This is a genomic window from Mesorhizobium sp. M1088 (assembly GCF_040318575.1).
Taxonomy (GTDB): domain Bacteria; phylum Pseudomonadota; class Alphaproteobacteria; order Rhizobiales; family Rhizobiaceae; genus Mesorhizobium.
Genome location: NZ_JAMYMO010000011.1, coordinates 20,340 through 40,798, shown reverse-complemented (window position 1 = coordinate 40,798; position 20,459 = coordinate 20,340). Strand labels below are relative to the sequence as shown.

Annotated in this window: 18 protein-coding genes and 1 other RNA gene; 8 read left to right on the top strand and 11 right to left on the bottom strand. The window is 62.2% G+C overall.

Annotation, left to right across the window (positions count from 1 at the left end; translation table 11 throughout):
- Positions 1-94: 94 nt before the first annotated feature.
- From rnpB to NKH49_RS15995, 5 genes are all read right to left on the bottom strand, one after another.
- Positions 95-493: RNase P RNA component class A (rnpB, locus tag NKH49_RS16015), an RNA gene on the bottom strand.
- A gap of 59 nt (positions 494-552) precedes the next feature.
- Positions 553-1,302 carry a lytic transglycosylase domain-containing protein gene (locus NKH49_RS16010; RefSeq protein WP_352926637.1) on the bottom strand — a complete coding sequence of 250 codons (750 nt, stop codon included), beginning with the start codon at positions 1,300-1,302 and terminating at the stop codon, positions 553-555.
- Between the two features lie 184 nt (positions 1,303-1,486).
- On the bottom strand, positions 1,487-2,254 hold the full coding sequence (locus tag NKH49_RS16005) for an N-acetylmuramoyl-L-alanine amidase (RefSeq protein WP_352471548.1): 768 nt from the start codon (positions 2,252-2,254) through the stop codon (positions 1,487-1,489).
- Positions 2,251-2,970, bottom strand: coding sequence for a TerB family tellurite resistance protein (locus NKH49_RS16000; protein WP_352926634.1), 720 nt, complete (start codon positions 2,968-2,970; stop codon positions 2,251-2,253). The genes NKH49_RS16005 and NKH49_RS16000 overlap by 4 nt, the downstream gene beginning before the upstream one ends.
- A 197-nt stretch (positions 2,971-3,167) precedes the next feature.
- Positions 3,168-3,374 (bottom strand): hypothetical protein, encoded by a 207-nt coding sequence (locus NKH49_RS15995; protein WP_352778751.1) that lies wholly within the window; start codon positions 3,372-3,374, stop codon positions 3,168-3,170.
- Between the two features lie 182 nt (positions 3,375-3,556).
- Between NKH49_RS15995 and NKH49_RS15990 the strand changes: the two genes are divergently transcribed.
- The 5 genes from NKH49_RS15990 (at position 3,557) to NKH49_RS15970 (ending at position 10,217) form a co-directional block, all read left to right on the top strand.
- Positions 3,557-7,471: a hydantoinase B/oxoprolinase family protein gene (locus NKH49_RS15990; RefSeq protein ID WP_352926631.1), complete on the top strand. Its 3,915-nt coding sequence runs from the start codon at positions 3,557-3,559 to the stop codon at positions 7,469-7,471.
- A gap of 82 nt (positions 7,472-7,553) precedes the next feature.
- Positions 7,554-8,801 carry a BtaA family protein gene (locus NKH49_RS15985; RefSeq protein WP_352926628.1) on the top strand — a complete coding sequence of 416 codons (1,248 nt, stop codon included), beginning with the start codon at positions 7,554-7,556 and terminating at the stop codon, positions 8,799-8,801.
- A complete protein-coding gene (locus NKH49_RS15980; RefSeq protein WP_352926625.1) occupies positions 8,798-9,463 on the top strand; it encodes a class I SAM-dependent methyltransferase in 666 nt (221 codons plus the stop codon). The genes NKH49_RS15985 and NKH49_RS15980 overlap by 4 nt, the downstream gene beginning before the upstream one ends.
- Positions 9,464-9,599: 136 nt before the next feature.
- Positions 9,600-9,896, top strand: a complete 297-nt coding sequence (locus NKH49_RS15975) for a type II toxin-antitoxin system RelE/ParE family toxin (protein WP_352456184.1) — start codon at positions 9,600-9,602, stop codon at positions 9,894-9,896.
- A gap of 12 nt (positions 9,897-9,908) precedes the next feature.
- Positions 9,909-10,217 carry a HigA family addiction module antitoxin gene (locus NKH49_RS15970; protein WP_352453138.1) on the top strand — a complete coding sequence of 103 codons (309 nt, stop codon included), beginning with the start codon at positions 9,909-9,911 and terminating at the stop codon, positions 10,215-10,217.
- A gap of 24 nt (positions 10,218-10,241) precedes the next feature.
- Here NKH49_RS15970 and NKH49_RS15965 read toward each other — a convergent pair whose 3' ends face one another.
- Positions 10,242-11,621 carry a serine hydrolase domain-containing protein gene (locus tag NKH49_RS15965; RefSeq protein WP_352501073.1) on the bottom strand — a complete coding sequence of 460 codons (1,380 nt, stop codon included), beginning with the start codon at positions 11,619-11,621 and terminating at the stop codon, positions 10,242-10,244.
- Positions 11,622-12,027: 406 nt separating this feature from the next.
- On the opposite strand from NKH49_RS15965, the gene NKH49_RS15960 reads away from it, so the two are divergent.
- Positions 12,028-12,825 carry a glycoside hydrolase family 25 protein gene (locus NKH49_RS15960; protein WP_502893719.1) on the top strand — a complete coding sequence of 266 codons (798 nt, stop codon included), beginning with the start codon at positions 12,028-12,030 and terminating at the stop codon, positions 12,823-12,825.
- Between the two features lie 80 nt (positions 12,826-12,905).
- Positions 12,906-14,078, top strand: coding sequence for a lytic murein transglycosylase (locus NKH49_RS15955; protein WP_352501074.1), 1,173 nt, complete (start codon positions 12,906-12,908; stop codon positions 14,076-14,078).
- Positions 14,079-14,207: 129 nt separating this feature from the next.
- Here the strand turns inward: NKH49_RS15955 and NKH49_RS15950 are convergent, their stop codons facing one another.
- Positions 14,208-15,428, bottom strand: coding sequence for an alanine racemase (locus NKH49_RS15950; protein ID WP_352820359.1), 1,221 nt, complete (start codon positions 15,426-15,428; stop codon positions 14,208-14,210).
- Positions 15,429-15,653: 225 nt separating this feature from the next.
- Here NKH49_RS15950 and NKH49_RS15945 point away from each other — a divergent pair, with 225 nt between their 5' ends.
- Complete coding sequence (locus NKH49_RS15945; protein WP_352501075.1) at positions 15,654-16,571, top strand: DMT family transporter; 918 nt, start codon at positions 15,654-15,656, stop codon at positions 16,569-16,571.
- A gap of 111 nt (positions 16,572-16,682) precedes the next feature.
- On the opposite strand, the gene NKH49_RS15940 is transcribed toward NKH49_RS15945, so the two are convergent.
- From NKH49_RS15940 to NKH49_RS15925, 4 genes are all read right to left on the bottom strand, one after another.
- On the bottom strand, positions 16,683-17,372 hold the full coding sequence (locus NKH49_RS15940; protein ID WP_352570502.1) for an RES family NAD+ phosphorylase: 690 nt from the start codon (positions 17,370-17,372) through the stop codon (positions 16,683-16,685).
- Positions 17,373-17,810, bottom strand: a complete 438-nt coding sequence (locus NKH49_RS15935) for an antitoxin Xre/MbcA/ParS toxin-binding domain-containing protein (RefSeq protein WP_352501077.1) — start codon at positions 17,808-17,810, stop codon at positions 17,373-17,375. It abuts the gene before it with no gap.
- Positions 17,811-18,417: 607 nt separating this feature from the next.
- Positions 18,418-19,335 carry a methylenetetrahydrofolate reductase [NAD(P)H] gene (gene metF, locus NKH49_RS15930; protein ID WP_023676795.1) on the bottom strand — a complete coding sequence of 306 codons (918 nt, stop codon included), beginning with the start codon at positions 19,333-19,335 and terminating at the stop codon, positions 18,418-18,420.
- Positions 19,335-20,357, bottom strand: coding sequence for an ArsR/SmtB family transcription factor (locus tag NKH49_RS15925; protein ID WP_023676796.1), 1,023 nt, complete (start codon positions 20,355-20,357; stop codon positions 19,335-19,337). Before NKH49_RS15925 ends, metF begins: the two co-directional genes overlap by 1 nt.
- Positions 20,358-20,459: the final 102 nt, after the last annotated feature.

Here is a 20,459-nt window from a genome sequence, read left to right as displayed (position 1 = left end):
ATGCCGCGCTTAATTGCGGGCCGAAAACTGAACCAACGGCTGCGCCCGAAGACGCAACCTGCTGATATCAGGAGATTTCCTTTTATCGGGGAAAACTGCCAGCTGGCCTGTAAGCCGGGTTCTGTATGGCCCTCGCCGCTTACACGGCGAGAACGTGGCGGCCATTCATCTTGGGCGCATGTTGCCATACGCCTCACGCAACCTACCCGGACGGTGAGCCGGAAACAGCCCTCGAGGGTTTCCCCTCGCACCGCCCCTATTCGGTCTTGCTCCCGGTGGGGTTTACCGTGCCGCTCCTGTTGCCAGTCGCGCGGTGGGCTCTTACCCCACCCTTTCACCCTTGCCACGATTGGATCGTGGCGGTTTGCTTTCTGTGGCACTTTCCCTGGGGTCGCCCCCGCCGGCCATTAACCGGCACCGTGTCTCCATGGAGCCCGGACTTTCCTCACCCGCAGCCTTTCGGCTTCGCGGGTGCGGCCGCCCGGCCAGCTGGCAAGGCGTATAAAGGGGTTCAGGCCCGAAAACGCAAACGAAAAAGCAAGTTGTCGCTTGTCAGGCGGGCGCTCCAAGTGCAGCCAGCTGGACCTTGACCTTGCCGCAATAGGCTGCGGACACCGGGTTCATCCGTGTGGCGGCATGGCCGGCATTGTATTTCAGGATCGTGCCGCAGGTCGTGCCGCCGCCGAGATCCCGCGCCATGGCGAGGTACTTCATGCCGTATTTGATGTTGGTATCTGGATCATAGAGGCCCTGAACCGAACCGCTATAGCCCATCATCCGCGCCGTCGCCGGCTTGATCTGCATCAGGCCGATCTCGCCGGCGCTGCCGACCTGGTTCGGTTGGTAGTTGCTTTCGATCTTGATGACGGCGTTGGCGAGCGACACCGGGACGCCATAGCTGGCGGCATAACGCGCAATGATCGCCGAATACTGTCCGCTGGCGCCGACTACCACCGCCTGAGGCGCTGGCCTGCTCTTCGGAGCGACTGACGCCGTTGCCATGTGGTCGATGCTTTTGCGGTTACGCTTCACATAGTATTTTGAGATTGTCTTTCTTGCAGCGGTTGGCTTTTTTGCAGGGGCCGGCTTTTTCGTCCTTACCGCGGTTGCTTGTTCCACTTTTGCGGTGGCGGTCTTCTCTACTTTTGCACCACGGGTGGCTTTCGGCACGGCGGTTTTGCCGGCTGCGGCACTGAAGCCCTGATCGGCCCGCTGGCTCAGCGGTGCGCTGTTTGCCGCACTGAAGGCAAAAGTCATTACGCCGGCAGCAATGGCTGCCGTTAAAACGGTCAATTTCTGCATGTGATCCTGTTCTGTTTGATCTGCACAAAGAACTTCGCGCAGATACCCTCAATCAACATCGGAACATTTGGGGGATAGACGTCCGACAATCTGTACGGATCGCCTTTGACGACGGAATTGGCGCCAAAGAAGGCGACGCAAGTCACTTTGAGTAACAGATTGTAATTTTTAAGCTGGCAAAAGATTATTTGAGAGAGGCTATCCTTACGGAAGCGAGCAGCCTTTCCAGCGTGCGGATCGTCGATCCATCAGCCATGCCATCGACCAGGCGCTGCCGGAAATGCCGCTGAAATGCCTCTACCACGATTTCGGTCTGCCGATCGAAGGCGCCGGTGATCTCGACGCCATAACCATAGAGCGCCAGCATCGACTGCAGCGCCTCTACCTCGGCGCCGGTATCGCCTGGCTTCAGCACGGCGCCGCGCCGGATCGGTGCTGCCGGCACAACATGGCCGATACCGACGGCAAACAAGGCCTTCCATGGAAATTTCTCGCCTGGATCGACCTTGCGCCCCGGTGCCACGTCGGAATGGGCAAGCACCCGCTGCGCCGGAATGGAATGGCGCTCGATGATGCCGGCGCACAGGCCGATCACCGCACCGATCTGCGGTTTTGCAAAGTTGCGATAGCCGAGCGTATGCCCCGGATTGACGATCTCGATGCCGATCGAACAGGAGTTGATGTCGCTCTGTCCGAACCACGAGCTCTTGCCGGCATGCCAGGCGCGGTCGCTTTCCCTTACCATCTGAACAATTCGGCCGTCCTCATGGACCAGGTAGTGCGACGAGACCTCGCTTGCCGGATCGCACAACCATGCCTCGGCACCGGCGCCGGTAGCCATGCCGGTGTAGTGCAGCACGATCATATCGGGTCCGAGCGTCCCGCGCCGTGGTCCGAAATTCGGCGATACCCTGACCTCGGCGCTCGGCTCATCGGGCGGAAAGCCGCTCATGCGTGCCGCAGGCCTCGCTCGATCATTTCATAGGCCGCGTTGATCGCCGCCAGCCTGGTCGTCGCGATCTTGATGAATTCCTGCGGCAGGCCGCGTGCGATCAGCCGGTCCGGATGATTGTCGGAGACCAGCTTGCGGTAGCGCCTGCGGACCTCCTCGAACGGCTTCCCGCGCTCGATGCCGAGCACAACATAGGGATCGGCGGCACCCAGATCGACATGCCGGGCCAGGATGCTCTGGTAATGCGCCTCATCGATGCGGAATATCTCGGCGATGCGATGCAGGAATTCGCCCTCGCGCTCATGCACCAGCCCGTCGGCCTTGGCGATGTGGAACAGCCCGTCGAGTATACCCTCGAGCATCAGGCAGTTCGAATGGCCCGAACCGCAAAGCTGCGCCATCCGCTCGGCATAGGTCTCGAAACCGGCAATGTCGCGTTTGGCCAAATCGTAGAGCCGCGCCACATTGCGCCTCTGTTCCTTCGGCACCTCGAATATTTCCTGGAAGGCGCGCACCTCGTCTTGCGTGACGATGCCGTCTGCCTTGGCCATCTTGGCCGACAGGGCGATCATCGCCACCGAGAAGGCGACGCGCCGGCGCAGATCGGCATCGCCGGAGAAAACCGTGCGCACGGCCTCGACCACTTCGGCGACGCCTGACGACGCTGAAGATGAAACGCGTGTGACGAAGTCGCCAAGGCGGTCCCAAATCGACATGGGGGCTTCATAGGACCAACCACCCATCGCTATCAAGCCAAGACAGTGCCGCAGGGGCTGGCCCAATCGATTTGGCGCAATGCCTGAGGCGGCTGGCGCCAGCGCTCACGTCGTCGCACTCGGCCGCCAGGCGCTGGTATCGTAAGCAGCAGAAAGGCCGGCCTGTGAGGCCAGCCTTTCCTTGGTTGTCACATTGACTACTGAGCCGGAGCAGCCGGCGCAGGTGCCGGAGCCGGAGCCGGCTCGGCCGGCTTGTTGGCGTCAGGAGCAGCCGGCTTCATCGTCTGGTCGGATGCCGGCGGGTTGGTGCTCTGCGTCGTGGTGTTGTCGGTGCCGCTGTTGCTGCAGGCGGCAAGGCCAAGCAACGCAAGCGCCGACACCGACGCAAGAATGAGTTTGTTCATGGTATCTCTCCTCTAATCACGCCTCCGTTACCGGCGGCGGTCGAGGACACAATGCGTAAGCTGCGCATGAGTTTCGTAACGTTGCATTTCTGCCTGTAACATATTCCAATCATTTGACGATTGCCGGTCAGGGCCTCGCAAGCTAACAGATCGAACAGGGAAAAATCCCAGGAGCCGCCGCAGTGACTGCAAAATGGGATTTCTGGATCGACCGTGGCGGCACCTTCACCGACGTAATCGGCCGTGACCCGGAAGGCGCGCTGCACCCGCGCAAGCTGCTGTCCGAGAATCCCGAAGCCTATGCCGATGCTGCCATCCATGGCATTCGCGAGCTGCTCGGCGTCCAACCCGGCGCTCCAATCCCCTCCGCTCTGATCGGCGATGTCAAGATGGGCACCACGGTTGCCACCAATGCGCTTCTCGAGCGCAAGGGCGACCGTGTGCTGCTGCTCATCACCAAAGGCTTCCGCGATGCGCTGAGGATTGCCTATCAGGCCAGGCCCGATATCTTTGCCAAGCAGATCATCCTTCCCGAACAGCTCTATGAGCGTGTCGTCGAGATCGACGAAAGGGTTCGCGCCGACGGCAGTGTCGAGCGCCTGCTCGACATTGCTTCGGTACGCCCGGCTATTGAGCAAGCCAAGGCGGATGGCATCGATGCGGTCGCGATCGTCTTCATGCATGCCTGGAAACATCCGGAGCACGAAAAGGCGGTCGCCAAAGTCTGTCGAAAGCTCGGATTCTCGCAGGTCTCAGTCAGCCACGAGGTCTCGCCTCTGATCAAGCTGGTCGGCCGTGGCGACACCACGGTGGTCGACGCCTACCTGTCGCCGATCCTGGCAAGGTATGTGCAAAGGGTTGCCGGTGAGCTGGGCGTGGCTCCAATCTCCCCCCTCGTGGGGGAGATGTCGGCGAAGCCGACAGAGGGGGGCGCTGTCCCGCCAGCATCTCAGCATCTTAGTGACGCCAATCATGACACAAAGCACCCTACGGCGCCCCCCTCTGCCCTGCCGGGCATCTCCCCCACAGGGGGGGAGATCGACCAATCTCCTCGCCTCATGTTCATGATGTCGTCGGGCGGCCTCACCGCCGCCGACATGTTCCAGGGCAAGGACGCGCTGTTGTCCGGCCCGGCCGGCGGTGTCGTCGGCATGGTCGAGACGGCAAAACTCGCCGGTTTCGGCAAGGTCATCGGCTTCGACATGGGCGGCACCTCCACCGATGTCGCCCATTACGATGGCGACTACGAGCGCGCCTTCGACACCGAGGTCGCCGGCGTGCGCATCCGAGCGCCGATGATGCGCATCCACACCGTCGCTGCAGGCGGCGGCTCGATCCTGCATTACGAAGCCGGCCGCTTTCGCGCCGGGCCGGATTCGGCCGGCGCCAATCCCGGCCCGGCCGCCTATAGGCGCGGCGGCCCGTTGGCCGTCACTGACGCCAATGTCATGCTGGGCAAGCTGCAGCCCGAGTTCTTCCCGGCTATTTTTGGACCGGGCCAGGACGAACCGCTCGACGTCCAGACGGTTCGCGAAAAATTCGCGGCCCTTGCCGCCGAGATCGGCGACGGCCGCTCCCCGGAAACCGTCGCCGAAGGGTTCATCACCATCGCCGTCGAAAACATGGCCAACGCCATCAAGAAGATTTCGGTGCAGCGCGGCTACGATGTCACCGAATACCTCCTGAACTGCTTCGGCGGCGCCGGCGGCCAGCACGCTTGCCTGGTCGCCGATGCGCTGGGCATGGAGGCGGTGCTGATCCATCCCTTCTCCGGCCTGCTATCGGCATACGGCATCGGCCTATCCTCTGTATTTGCGTCACGCCAGCAGGCGCTGCTGAAGCCGCTGGCGGACAATTCCGGGCCAGCGATCGATGAACTCATCGCAACGCTGCGCAAAGCCGTCATCGACGAACTCGCCGCGCAAGGCATCAGCGAAGACGCGGTCGTCTCGAGACCGGTGCTGCAGATCCGCTACGACGGCACCGATACCGCGCTGCCTGTGAACTTCGGGCACGGCTCGATTGCGCAGGCCAAGGCGGACTTCGAATCGGCGCACAAGGCGCAGTTCGGCTTTGTCTATGACGACAAGCCGATGATCGTTGAGTCGATCGGCGTCGAAGGTACCGATACCGGCGGCACCGGCCGCGACGAAAGCGATTCAGTTGTTGAAGACATGGCCGCAAATCCTTCCGGGAACCGGAAAATCTTTGTCGACGGCGTCTGGCGCGACGCCGGCATTTTCCCTCGCGAAACGCTGAAGCCTGGTAACAAGATCGCCGGCCCCGCTTTGATCATCGAGCCTAACCAGACCATCGTCGTCGAGCCGGGCTGGCAGGCCGAGATCACCGCCAAGAACCACGTATTGATGCGGCGCGTCGAGAAGAAGCGCCGACACGCCGCACTCGGCACCGAAGCCGATCCGGTGATGCTGGAGGTTTTCAACAACCTGTTCATGTCGATCGCCGAGCAGATGGGCGTGACGCTGCAGAACACCGCCTATTCGGTCAATATCAAGGAGCGGCTCGATTTCTCCTGCGCAGTTTTCGACCGGGATGGCGCGCTGGTCGCCAATGCACCGCATATGCCGGTGCATCTCGGCTCGATGGACCGCTCGGTGGAAACCATCATCCGGCTCAACTCCGGCGACATCCGTCCCGGCGACGTCTTTGCGCTGAACGCGCCTTACAATGGCGGCACCCATCTGCCTGATATCACAGTGGTGACGCCGGTGTTTTCCCTCCCCCTTGAGGGGAGGGTGGCCGCGAAGCGGCCGGGTGGGGTCCTCGCAGAAGGCACCACAAGTGCGTCGAGCACTGCCGCAACGACCCCCTCCGGCGGCTTCGCCGCCACCTCCCCCACAGGGGGGGAGATCGGCCAATCGCCGAAGATCCTCTTCTACGTCGCCTCGCGTGGCCATCATGCCGACATCGGCGGCACCGCGCCCGGCTCGATGACGCCGCTTGCCACAACCGTCGACGAGGAAGGCGTGCTGTTTGACAATTTCCGCATCGTCGATCGCGGCCGGTTCCGCGAGAAGGACCTGGAGACGCTGCTCACCGACCACCCCTACCCGGCGCGCAATCCGCACCAGAACATCGCCGACCTCAAGGCGCAGATCGCCGCGAACGAAAAGGGCGTCGCCGAGCTGCGCAAGATGGTCGCGCATTTCGGCCTCGATGTGGTCGAAGCCTATATGGGCCATGTCCAGGACAATGCCGCCGAAAGCGTGCGCCGCGTTCTGGAGCGGCTGCCCGACAGTTCCGAATACGAATATCCGACCGACACCGGCCAAATGATCAAGGTGAAGATATCGGTCGACCGGCGGAAGCGCGAAGCCACCGTCGACTTCACCGGAACGTCGCCGGTGATGAAGAACAATTTCAATGCGCCAGAGCCAGTCGCCCGTGCCGCGGTGCTTTATGCCTTTCGCGTCATGGTCGAAGACAACATCCCGATGAATGCCGGATGTCTGCGGCCGATCAACATCATCATTCCCGACGGCTCGATGCTGAAACCCGCCTATCCCGCGGCAGTCGTCGCCGGTAATGTCGAGACCTCGCAACACGTCACCAACGCGCTATTCGGCGCCATGGGCGCGATGGCCAATGCGCAAGGCACGATGAACAATCTCACCTTCGGCAACAAGCAGTACCAGTATTACGAGACGATCTGCTCGGGCTCGCCGGCTGGCCGGATGAACGACGGCCGCGGTTTTGCCGGCACCTCCGGCGTCCACACCCATATGACCAATTCGCGCCTGACCGATCCAGAAGTGCTGGAACTGCGTTTCCCGGTATTGCTCGAGGATTTTCATATCCGCGAAGGCTCCGGCGGCGAAGGCAAATGGAATGCCGGCGACGGCACCCGGCGCACCATCCGCTTCCTCGAAAAAATGGAATGCGCGATCCTGTCCTCGCATCGCAACCGCCCGCCGCGGGGACTGGACGGAGGCGGCGATGGCGAGGCCGGTTCGACCAAGGTCCGCCGCAAGACCGGCGCGATCGAGACGCTGAAAGCCTGCGATCAGACCATCCTCGACGCTGGCGAGGCGGTCATCGTGACGACGCCGACCCCAGGTGGATTTGGCAAGGCCTGAACTCGCGTCAACAGGCTGTCACCGGCCTGTCATCACCCTGCGCTACCGGCTTGCGGCAACGCAAACGGGGAATCGCCTTGCCATGACGGACATTTCTGGGGACCTGGTTTTTCGCCGCGGCAAGGAAGTCGGCAAGGCCGTCTACCAGAACCGCCCGCTGTCGAAAGCCGGCATCTCCGAGCGCCTGTTCGCCTTCCTGTTCTCCGGCCTCGTCTATCCGCAGATCTGGGAAGACCCCGAAATCGACATGGACGCGATGCAGCTCGGGACGGGCCACCGCATCGTCACCATTGCCTCAGGCGGCTGTAACATCCTTGCCTATCTCACCCGCTCGCCGGAAAGGATCGATGCCGTCGACCTCAACGCTGCCCATATCGCGCTGAACCGCATGAAGCTCGAAGCCGTCCGTCACCTGCCGTCGCAGGGCGACCTGTTCCGTTTCTTCGGCGCGGCTGAGACCGGGCACAATTCACAGGCCTACGATCGCTTCATCGCACCGCATCTCGACCCGGTCAGCCGCCATTATTGGGAGCGCCGCAACTGGCGCGGCCGTCGCCGCATCGCTGTCTTCGACCGCAATTTCTACCAGACCGGCCTGCTTGGCCTGTTCATCGCCATAGGCCACCGCACCGCAAAATTCTTCGGCGTCGACCCGGCCGGCATCATGGACGCCAAGAGCATCGCCGATCAGCGCCGCTTCTTCGACGAAGAGCTGGCGCCGGTCTTCGAAAAACCGCTGCTGAAATGGGCGACCTCACGAAAAGCCTCGCTGTTCGGCCTCGGCATTCCGCCGGCCCAGTACGATTCGCTGATCACCTCGGGTGACGGCACCATGGCCAGCGTGCTGAAGGCACGACTGGAAAAGCTCGCCTGCGATTTTCCGCTGAAGACCAATTATTTCGCCTGGCAGGCTTTCGCCCGCCGCTACCCTAATCCGGGCGAGGCCGCCCTGCCCGCCTATCTCGAAAAGCGCAACTACAAGACGATCCGCAACAATCTCGATCGCGTTGCCATCCACCACGCCAATCTGATCGAGTTCCTCGCCCGCAAGGATGCCGGCTCGGTGGATCGCTTCGTGCTGCTCGATGCACAGGACTGGATGACCGACCACCAGCTCAACGGGTTGTGGGCCGAGATCACCCGAACCGCCTCCACCGGCGCCCGCGTTATCTTCCGCACCGCCGCTGAACCCAGCCTGCTGCCCGGCCGCGTCTCGAATTCGCTGCTCGACCAATGGCGCTACGAGAACGACGCCTCGCGCGAGTTTTCGGCGCGCGACCGCTCGGCCATCTATGGCGGCTTCCATCTCTATGTGAAGCGGTCCGTATGAGCACGACCGACTTGCCGGCCAGCCATGCCGAGCTGATGGACGGCGTCTACCGCTGGCAGCGTCATATCTACGACCTGACCCGCAAATACTATCTGCTCGGCCGCGACCGGCTTATCGCCGGACTGGATGTGCCGGCCGGCGGCACCGTGCTCGAGCTCGGCTGCGGCACCGGCCGCAACATCATCCTCGCAGCCCGCCGCTATCCCGCCGCGCGCTTCTTCGGCCTCGATATTTCGGCCGAGATGCTGGAGACGGCCACTGCCGCCCTCGCGCGCGAAGGCCTCTCCGGCCGCGTCACCCTGGCGCGCGGCGACGCCACGGATTTCGACGCGAAAGCACTGTTCGGCGTCAAAAGTTTCGACCGCATTTTTGTCTCGTATTCGCTGTCGATGATTCCCGGCTGGGAGAAGACAGTGTTCGCGGCTCTTGCTGCTCTGTCACCGGGCGGCTCGCTGCATGTCGTCGATTTTGGCCAGCAGGAAGCCTTGCCCAGCTGGTTCCGCAAGCTGTTGCGCGGCTGGCTGAAAAAATTCCATGTCCAGCCGCGTGAAGTCCTGCGCGACGTCCTGGAATCGGAATCTGCGAGAGTTGGTGCAAGCCTTCGATTCAGAACACTTTATCGCGGCTACAGCTGGCTCGCCGTGATCAAGATCGCCATCTAATATCAATTTTGGCGTGGAAGGTTTTGGGGCTCCAATCCTAAATGGGGGCCGTGGCTGAAATCAGTTTAATTGGCTAAATCACACATTGCCATGTGACCCAAGGAGTGGTACATTATCTCCTCGCCGGAAGCATGGGATGATCATCGGATTTAGAGATGGATGGCTGCGGGCTTTCTTCGTGGACGACACCCATTCCCGCAATATTCCGTCCGATCTCGAAAGCCGCTTGTTCCGCAAGCTCCAGATGATTGACGACGCGGCGATCGATCAGGATTTGCGTGTGCCGCCCAGCAACCATTTCGAGAAGTTGCGCGGCAATCTCGAAGGCTTCCATTCGATCCGTGTCAACAAACAATGGCGGCTGGTCTTCCGCTGGGACGGGGGCCGGGGCGAGGCGTCGGACATCTATCTCGACGACCACAGCTATATATAAGTGAGGTGAGACATGTTGATGACCGCACGCAAGCCAGCAACGGTTGGCGAAATTCTTACGGAAGAATTCATGCAACCACTCGGCCTGACACAGGCGGCTTTGGCCGAAGCTATGAGCGTCCAGCGCAAGCATGTGAACGAATTGTGCAACGGCCGCCGCAACGTGACGGCGGCTACCGCGCTCATTCTGGCGCGGGTGTTTGGCAACAGCCCGGATTTCTGGTTGAACGTCCAGCGCCGTAACGATCTTTGGACGGTTATGAATTCACCCGACGAGCGGGCGCGTGTTGATCGCGCCAAGCCTTTGGCGACAGCCGCATAGACAAGACTGCGACCGCCGCATTCCTCAGTGCAGCGCCTTGACCAGCCCCGCTACCATCGCCTGCGGCCGGTAGCCGAGCCTGGCCGGCGTCAGCCCGAGCCGCACCACAACCAGCTGCTCCGAGGGGATGATGGCAACCGTTTGCCCATCATGCCCCTCCATCCAATAGGTGTCCTTGGGCAGGCCGGCGGTAGTGCCGGCGCCGGGGTTTTCTTCGTCGCCCGGTCCTTCTATCCATAATTGCCCCTTGCCGTAGACTTTCGAGGCAGTTGCCGGTTCCCGCATCCAGTCGACGAAGCCGGCGGGCAGCATCTCCTTGCCGTTCCAGACGCCGCCCTGCAGCAGGAACTGGCCGAAGCGCGCCCAGTCGCGTGCCGTGGCGTAGAGGTAGGACGAGCCGACGAAGGTGCCGTGCTCGTCGGCCTCCAGCACTGCACTCTGCATGCCGAGCGGATAGAACAGCGCGGTCCTAGGCCACGCCAGTGCCTTGTCCTTGTCGCCGATCGCGTCCTGCCACAATCGGGACAGCATCACCGCCGTGCCGCTCGAATAGGAAAACACCTTGCCGACCTCGCCGGTCAGCGGCTTGGATCCGGCAAAGCCCGCCATGTCCGGTTCGAGATAGAGCATGCGCGTTACGTCGGCGACGTCGCCATAATCTTCGTTGAATTCCAGCCCGCTCGACATCGCCATCATATCGGCGAGGCTGATCACGGCGCGGCCATCTCCCTTCCAGGGGCCGAACAGACCCTGGTTGGTCATCGCCAGCTTGCCCTCCTTCACCAGCGTGCCGACGATCGCCGCATTCACCGTCTTGGTCATTGACCAGCCCAATAGCGGCGTCTTTTCGGAAAAGCCGTCGCCATAACGCTCAGCGACGATGCGGCCGTTCTTAACGACCACGACCGCCCGCATGCCGGCGCCGGTCATGGCTGGATCGTCGAGGACTTTCGCGACCTCGGGATCCTGCGAGGCATCGGCCTTGTCGCCCTCCGGCCAGATCAGATCGGGCAGCGGCGCCGGCGTCGGTGGAGCTCCGGCGACAGCCTTGGCGGCGGCAATATCGCCGTCGGGAACCGAGGCGCAGCCGAGCCCGTCGCGCGCAACCGCGACACTTTTGCCGAGCGCGCCGAACAGGCCCGCCGAAACCGTTCCCTTCTCCTTGTCCACCGACACTCTCATCAGCTTCAGCAGCGGATGACCCGGCGCCTGCACATCGACGGCGAGCACGTCGTTGGCGTCTCGCCCGGCGATGAAGACGTTCGAGCAGACGATCTTGGCAGCATAGCCGGAACCGACGCGGATCAGTTCCGGCGGCGCGAAATACAGCCAGCCGGCGAGTATCGCGGCGGCCAGCACAGCCAGGCCGAGCAGCCATTTGACGAACTTCAGGAGGATCTGCATTTTTTCGAATTCCCCTGAGCGCGATCTATGTCATCGATTTGCCGCCATTGTTTCGGCAAAATCGCGGCTCTTGTCGAGCGCCGTCAACCGAATATCAACCATGATCGGCGATCACAGGTGCATGTCGCCCAGAAGTGCGCAGCGGTTTTGGGACAACGACATGCATAGACAAAAGAGCCAAGCGCGTCGAAGCGACGCGCTTGGGACAGACCGGGCGATCCTGTGGGGTGACCGTCCGGCGGGGCTTGAATGCATGCGTCCCAAAACTGCGTAACGGTTTGGGAATGCATGAAACGAAGATCCAGGTGCGCCGCGTAAGTCGGTTTCAGACACGCTGCGCCCGGTCGAGGGGCCACCCGCGGAAAGACCCATCAGCGGCCGGCTGAAACCGGCTCGGGAAGTAGCGATGCGCCGTTTCGCGGTTCTCATCACGCTGATGCTGCTTGGTGCCTGCTCGACGGTCGAGGATCTGACGCCATCGCTATCGTCGTCCAGCGCCTCGATGGTTGCGGTACGCGCGCCGCGTTTTGCCGATTCCGACCCGCATGAATGGGACAGCGGCGCACCGTGGAGCTATGCCGTCCACGGCACCGACGTCTCCAAATACCAGACATCGATCGACTGGCCGGCGGCCAGGGCCAGCGGCATCTCCTTCGCCTTTATCAAGGCAACCGAAGGCGGAGACCGTTTCGATGAAGCTTTCAACGAGCATTGGAGCCGCACCAGGGCGTCGGGCATCCCCCGTGCCGCCTATCATTTTTTCTACTTTTGTACGCCGGCCGCTACCCAGGCGCGCTGGTTCATCCAGAACGTGCCCAAAGACAGCTCGGCGATGCCGCCGGTTCTCGACATGGAATGGAACCCGAAATCGCCGACCTGCAAGCTGCGGCCCGATCCCGCCACGGTACGCAGCGAGATGAGCACGTTCCTCGAAATCGTCGAAAAATACTACGGCAAGAAGCCAATCATCTACACGTCTGTCGATTTCTTCGAAGATAACGGTTTATCGGGCTTCCGCAATTACCCCTACTGGCTGCGCTCCGTCGCCGGGCACCCGCGCCAGAAATACGGCAGCCATCCCTTCACCTTCTGGCAGTATACCGGAACGGGTGTCGTGCCGGGCATGGCCGGAAACGCCGACATCAGCGTCTTCAACGGCTCCGAAGCCGCGTGGAAGAAGTGGTTGCGGCAGAACACCCGTTGACACCAGGCCTGCCGCCTGCTTTTCGACACAGCCAACGACGAATGCCTGCAACCGCCGGTAATCTTCTTGGAAGGATAGCGATGCGATTGCGCTTTGGACTTCTCGCGGCGCTGCTCCTGACCGCCGTGCCGGCAGCGGCACAGCAATGCGGCGGGGATTTCGAGTCATGGAAGCACGGCGTGGCGGCGGAGGCCAGGGCGGCCGGCGTCGGCGCTGCCGGCCTTGATGCGCTGGAAAACGCCACCCTCGATGAGAAGGCGTTGGCACGCGACCGCGCCCAGGGCGTCTTCACCCAGACCTTCATCGAATTCTCGAACCGCATGATCTCGTCCCATCGGCTGAAGCAAGGTGCGGCCAATCTGCAAAAATATGCCGAGGTCTTTGTCCGCGCCGATCGCGAATACGGCGTGCAGGCGCCGGTCATCGCCGCCTTCTGGGCCCTGGAGACCGATTTTGGCGCCGTGCAGGGCGATTTTCATACGCTGAACGCGCTGGTGAGCCTCTCGCATGACTGCCGCCGTCCGCAGCTGTTCCGGCCGCAGATCGTGCCGCTGCTGATGTTGATCGATCGCGGCGTGGTGCCGGCCGACGTCACCGGTGCCTGGGCCGGCGAGATCGGCCAGACGCAGATGTTGCCTTCCGACTATCTCGGCCACGGCGTCGACGGCGACGGCGACGGCCTGGTCGACCTGCGCGGCAGCGCGCCGGACGTGATCATGAGCACGGCCAGCAAGATCCAGTCGCGCGGCTGGAAGCGCGACCAGCCCTGGATCGAGGAAGTCCGTGTGCCTGACGATTTGCCGTGGGAGCAGACGGGACGCACCAACAAGCTGCCGTTGACGCAATGGAGCCAGTGGGGCGTTACCAGGCCCGACGGTACGCCGCTTCTCGACAACGGCCTGAAGGCCGGCCTGGCGCTGCCCATGGGTCGCAAGGGGCCAGCCTTCCTGACCTACGACAATTTCGACGTCTATCTCGAGTGGAACCAGTCCTTCACCTATGCCCTGACCGCGGCAAATCTTGCCGCCCGACTGGGGGGCGCGCCGCGATTCGATCCGCGCAACCCCGAACCCGGCCTCGACGCCGACCAGATGAAGGCGCTACAGACCAAGCTCGAGGCGAAAGGCTATGACGTGGGCACCGTCGACGGCATCCTGGGCACCAACACCCGCGAAGCCATCCGTAAGGAGCAGATGCGTCTGGGCCTGCCGGTCGACGGCTGGCCGACTCCGGAGTTGCTGGCCAGGCTGTGATGGTGGTGAATGGTGAATGGTGAATGGTGAAAAGAATAGCACCGGAGCCGCATTGAGCACCAGAATTACCACTATTCATTTATTCACTATTCACTATTCACTATTCACTATTCACTATTCCACCATCCACTAATCCGCCATGGTCTCCAGGCTGGCGAACCCCTGCGGTGCATCGCCTTCGTCGAACGGCGTCGCCACCTCGACGAAGGTGTCGGGATAGAAGCCGTTGAACCGTGTTCTGAGCGACAGCGAATAGGCCCCGATATGGCCGATCTCGATCCAGTCGCCGGTATCGACTGTTTCGGGCAGCCAGAACGGCCGCGACAATATGTCGACGGAATCGCAGGTCGCGCCACAGACCTTGAACGGCACGATGGTCTTGTCCTCGCCATTGCGCGAGCGGATCGCCGGATCGGGGATGAAGCGCGCCGGCAGCGTGATCTTGCCGGTCCATGAATCCGACAGCGATGCCCAGATGCCGTCATTGATGTAGAGCCTTTTGCCCTTGCGCAGCAGCACGCGCACGATCAGCGACAGGCAGCGCGCCACGATCACCCGGCCCGGCTCGGCCACCAGCGGCATCTGGTCGAACTGGTACTCCTGGAGGTCGCCCGACAGCCGCGACATGATCTGGCCGAGCGACGGCATTTCCGGCTTGCGGCTGTTCGGATCATGACCGTATTCGGCGGGAAACCCGCCGCCGACATCGAGCCCGGCAACGTCGAAGCCGACGCGGTTGCGCACCCAGTCGGCGGAGGCCAGCGCCCGCTCATAGGTGTCGGGATCCTCGATCTGGCTGCCGACGTGAAAGCACAGCCCGACCTTGTAGCCCGTCCGGTTCAGCCGTTCGGCCAGTTCGACCGCATTGGCCGGTCCGGCGCCGAACTTCTTCGACAGTTCGTAGGCCGCCGAGCCTTTCGTCTGGATGCGCACGAACACGGTGATGGCGCCCGGATCGATGTCGAGCGCGCGCACCACCCTGGTCAGCTTGGTGATCTCGTCCTCATGGTCGAGCGAAATGACGCGGATGGCGTATTTTTCCAGCGCCAGCCTGATGTCCGACTGCGCCTTGACCGGGTGCATGTAGAGCATCTCGGCGTCGGGCGAGACGGCGCGCACGGCGGCGAATTCGCCGGGCGAGGCCACATCGAAGGCACCGACGCCGGCCTCGACCAGGGCGTTGAGCACGATCTGCTCGCCATTGGTCTTGACCGCATAGGCGGTCTTGCCGGGAAACATGCCCATGAACTGTTTGGCGTCCGCCTTCAGCACCTGCGGGCGGAAGCAATAGATCGGATCGTCCGGGCGAAGCGCCAGCGCTGCCTCGCGGGCATTTTCGAATCGCTGCATGGACGAATCCCTTGACTGAGGCTGCGCACAATTAATCCAAGCTAGCGGCTAATGAAAACAATTCTATGTCTCGCCGCCCTGGCTTCGCGGCGCTACGCCGGTGCTGCACGCCGGTTATGAGCGAGCTAGGCCATCGCTCAGGTTTCGGGTGGCCCTTGCGGCCGGATCGGGTATGGCGTGAACAGACGCCTGAAGAGCAAGGCATCTCGTCTGGGAGGACGACCAATGGCGATAGCTGCCACCACCACGATGCGCGGTCCGATGGTGCTCAAGGACTGGGCGCAGCTTCTGCTGCTCGGCGCCATCTGGGGCGGCTCGTTCTTCTTTGCCCGTATTGCGGTAGCGGAACTTCCGCCGCTGGTGCTGGTGCTGTTCCGCGTCACCATAGCTGCGATCGCGTTGCAGCTCTATCTTGCGGTCCGTGGCCCGTCGTTTCGCCTCGCCTTGCCGCATGCCGGCCTGTTCTTCCTGCTGGCGCTCGCCAACAACGTCATCCCTTTCTCGCTGATCTTTGCCGGCCAGACCGAGCTTGGCGCCGGTGTCGCCTCGGTGCTCAATTCGACGACGCCGTTCTGGACGCTGATCCTCGCCAACGCCCTGACCAGCGATGAGAAGCTGTCGTGGAACAAGCTTGCCGGCATCGCCCTCGGTATCGCGGGAACGGCGGTGATGATAGGCCCCGGCCTCGTCGCCGGGCTCGGCGGTCCGGTCTGGGCGAAATTCGCGCTCATCGGAGCATCGCTATCCTATGCGGTTGCGCTGATGATCGCCCGCCGCTTCAAGGGTGTGCCGTCACCGGTCATTGCCACCGGCCAATTGACCTGCTCGACCATCATTATGATCCCGGTCGTTCTGTTCACCTATGATGCCGCCAATCTGTTTTCGGCCTCGCCGCCGGTCTGGGCGGCGGTGCTGGCACTGGCGCTGCTGTCGACGGCCTTCGCCTACATCCTCTATTTCAATCTCGTCGCCTCGGCCGGCGCCACCAACGCCTCGCTGGTCACGCTGATCGTGCCGGCCAGTGCCATCCTGCTCGGTTTCCTGTTCCTGGGCGAGCGGCTCGAACTGTTCGAACTCGGCGGCATGGCGCTGATCGCCCTCGGCCTCGTCACCATCGACGGTCGCCTGTTCGGGCGGCGCTAATGCATGTCGCGCAAAGGTGTGCAGCGGTTTTGCGATAACGACATGCATAGAAAAAGAACCTAAAGCGCGTCGCACGAGGCCGGTCGAACGCGACGCGCTTTAGAGATGGCGCTATATGGGCGTGATCGCGGGAACAGATGAACCCTGCCATTCCAGACGCCAGATACCGCCTTGCCGGAGATTCTGAACGAGATCGGGAAGGAAGGCGGCAAGACAGGTCCCGCCGACATGTCTCACGGAAGGATACACAAAACCGGTCGCGGCGTCTTGTTTGCGGAGTTGCTTCGCCAGCGCCTGACCGGCGGGATAGGCTAAGGCGGTATCCGGATCGAGCACCGGATCCTTGCTGAACTCAGCACCGCGCAGATCGTGAAACGAGCCTATGAAGTCGGCAACGAGCTCCGCGTAGTCGGTGACGTTTTCAAACCGTTCGATTGCGGCAAGCTCGCGCGTCAGATGAAAAGAGACCTCGCCGAGCGCGGTTTCCGCATCGAACCCACAGTACCAGACGCCCCTGGCATCATCGTTGAAACGATTGCCGCCCGGACGGGTGTAAGCGAAAGCCGCATTGATGAAGGTGTAGCCCGGCCTCCCGAAAACCAGTTCGCGCGGATCGAGGTCGGGCAATCCCCCTTGCTGCGCCTGAAGACGGCCGCTGGTGGCCCCTTCGAGCTCCGCAAGGTCCTCCAAATCTCCATGATTCCTGGCCAACGGCATCAGGACCGGTTCCTTGAGCCTGCCTGTCGAAATGAGCCGGATCGTGTCGCGCTGGGAAATGTCAGCGCGCGGCGGGATCTGCATTCAAAGTCCACCGCGCAAAGCGTCGATGTGTTGGCGAACCTGCAGCAGCTTCGGAATGCCGCCCTCGATCATCACGTCCAGGGGGCGCCGGCCACCATAAAGCGGCCCTTTGTTCGGCAACCGCACCCATTCATCGGCAAGCGCTTCGGAGAACAGAAGCCGCAGTCCCTTGAAGATGCCGATCAGGGCGCTGATGCGTGTCAGCGAATCCTGGGAGAGAACGCCCTCCCACTCGCCTTTCTTCATGCGGAACCAGGTTCTCTCCGACACGTCGCCGATCAAGGTACAGATCTCGGTGCTGGTCAGATGCCAGATGTCTGCGAGCCTGACGATGCCGGCAACAGCCGCTGGCGTGAGCCGCGCCCGTGCCGAGGCATCCGCCAGATTTGCCGGCAAAGCCTGATTTGCAGGATCGCGAACCGCATAACCGACACTCATTCCGGCCTCCATCACTTGGCAGACAATATACTGCCAATTGGCAGAAAATTCAAGTCCTGGCTATCTCACAACGCTGCCGGTTGCCCACCGCATTCGTATAGCGTGCGTATAGCGTGCAGCATCCCGGTTGGATGCGCAAAGGATGCGTCGAATCTTCAGTCGGTCCGAAAATCGATTCCGATTTTCCGCCGCGGTAGCGCTGCCATTCTCGCTGCTGCCACGGCTTTGCCACAAATTATTCACAGGTCCCGGGCCGGCTTTTGACAAAGAGTTTCAATGCCTAACGGCAAACGGCAGGTCGCAAATTCCACAATCTCGTCGCATTGCAGCAAAGTTTCTGCTTGCCTGTGGCACAAATGACCCTAGACTCTCGCCATAGCTCTTTAAGAGGAGGCTATGACATGGGACTGACGAGGCCGATCAACGCATTGATGATTTGTGCTGCGTTTGCATTCATCGGCGCCCTCATTATGGGCGTCCTTCCATAAGGCCGCTGAGCGGGGGAAGACCAGCACCGAATACTCCAAACCATTTGAAAAGGCCGGGCATTTTGCCCGGCCTTTTGCATTCCCCCGATCTTTGACATTTCAAAAAGGAGCTTGCCGCCTTACGCCGCGGCTGATCCCGCCGCCTCGACTTCGTGCGACCTGATGCCGATCATGTGGCAGATGGCGAAGACCAGATCGGCTCGGTTCATCGTGTAGAAGTGGAAATCGCCGACGCCGCGCTCGACAAGGTCCAGCACCTGCTCGGCGGCCACGGCAGATGCCACCAGCGCATGCGTTTGCGGATCGTTCTGCAGCCCATCGAAACGCTCGGCCAGCCATGCTGGCACCAAGGCGCCGCACCGCGCCGAGAAGTTGGCGACCTGGGTGAAATTGTGCACCGGCAATATGCCCGGCACGATCGGTATGTAGATGCCGGCCCGCCGTGCCCGCTCGACATAGCGCTCATAGAGATCGTTGTCGAAGAAGAACTGGGTGATCGCCCGCGTCGCTCCGTTGTCGGCCTTGCGCTTCAGCATGTCGAAGTCGGTGGCGAAATCCGGGCTTTCCGGATGCTTTTCCGGATATGCCGAGACCGATATGTCGAAATCGCCGGCGCCCTTCAGCGCATCAACCAGTTCGGCGCCATTGGCATAGCCTTCCGGATGCGGCCGGTAGGCCGCGCCGACGCCCTCGGCCGGATCGCCGCGCAGGGCGACGAAACGCTTGACGCCCATATCGGCGAACTCCCGGATCACCGCATCGACCTCGTGACGCGCCGCATCGACGCAAGTCATGTGCGCCGCCGGCGTCAGCGTCGTTTCATTGAGGATGCGCTTGACGGTGCGGGCCGTCCGCTCGCGGGTCGAACCACCGGCGCCATAGGTGACCGAGACGAATTTCGGCTTAAGCGGCTCAAGCCGGGTGACCGTGTCCCACAGCCTTGCTTCCATCTCATCGTTTTTCGGCGGAAAGAACTCGAACGAAACCCTGACCTTGTCGCCGATGTCGGGGCGGCGGGAGAAGCGGAACTGGTTCATCAGGCGGTTTCCCCTATCGGATACGCATTGGCCGGTTGTCTGTCGTTGGAAGGCTCGGCAATCAGCATGCGCCGATCGCGGCCGAGCCAGAGTTTGACGGTGAGCTTGGCCTCGTTGCCGCCGCGCGGCTCGAATTCCTGGCTGTCCTCGAGGTCGAGGCCGGCCTCGGAAAACCAGTCGCCAATCTGCCGGTCGGAAAAGCCGAGACGCATATGCGCGTGCTCCTCGCGCAAGAACTCCAGCGCGTGCGGCGCGAAATCGACGATCACCAGCCGGCCGGCCGGGCGCAGCAGACGCGCCGCCTCGCGGATGGCGCGGGCGGGATCGTCGAGATAGTGCAGCACCTGATGGATGGTAACGAGATCGAAGGCGTCGCGTTCGACCGGCGGCGCGAAAATGTCGCCCTGGCGCACCTGCGCATTCGAAACGCCGGCCTTGTCGAGATTGGCGCGCGCCACCGTCAGCATCTCGCGCGACATGTCGATGCCGACACCGCGCCGATAGAGCGGCGAAAAGATCTCGAGCAGCCGTCCGGTGCCGGTGCCGAGATCGAGCATCGACTGGAACGGCCGTTTGCCGACGAGCTTGATGAGAGCTGCTTCGACGGCGCGATCCGGCACATGCAGCGAGCGGATATGGTCCCAGCTTGCGGCGTTTACCGAGAAATATTCGGCAGCCCGGTCCTGCCGCTTGCGCTTGACTGCGGCCAGCCGTTCGAGATCACGCTCGACCTGCGGATCGGCGCCGCGGATGCCGGAGACCAGCCTGAGCACGAAATCGCGCGACGCATCGGAATCCGATAGCCGGAAGAACGCCCACGAGCCCTCCTGGTAGCGGCCGATCAGCCCGGCCTCCAGCAGCAATTTCAAATGGCGCGAGACGCGCGGCTGCGACTGGCCGAGGATTTCGGTGAGATCGGACACGGTCAGATCGCCGCGCGACAGCAGCGCCAATATGCGCAGCCGGCTGGATTCCGCCGCCGCCTTCAATGTATCTACCATCGTGTCGAGAGCGACATGCATGCGAGCATTCTCTTTGAAAAGATATAAACATATGTTTATGTCGGTTTGGATAGGCTTGCAAGCGCTATGTCGCTTCCGGACAAGAAAATGACGCATGCGTGG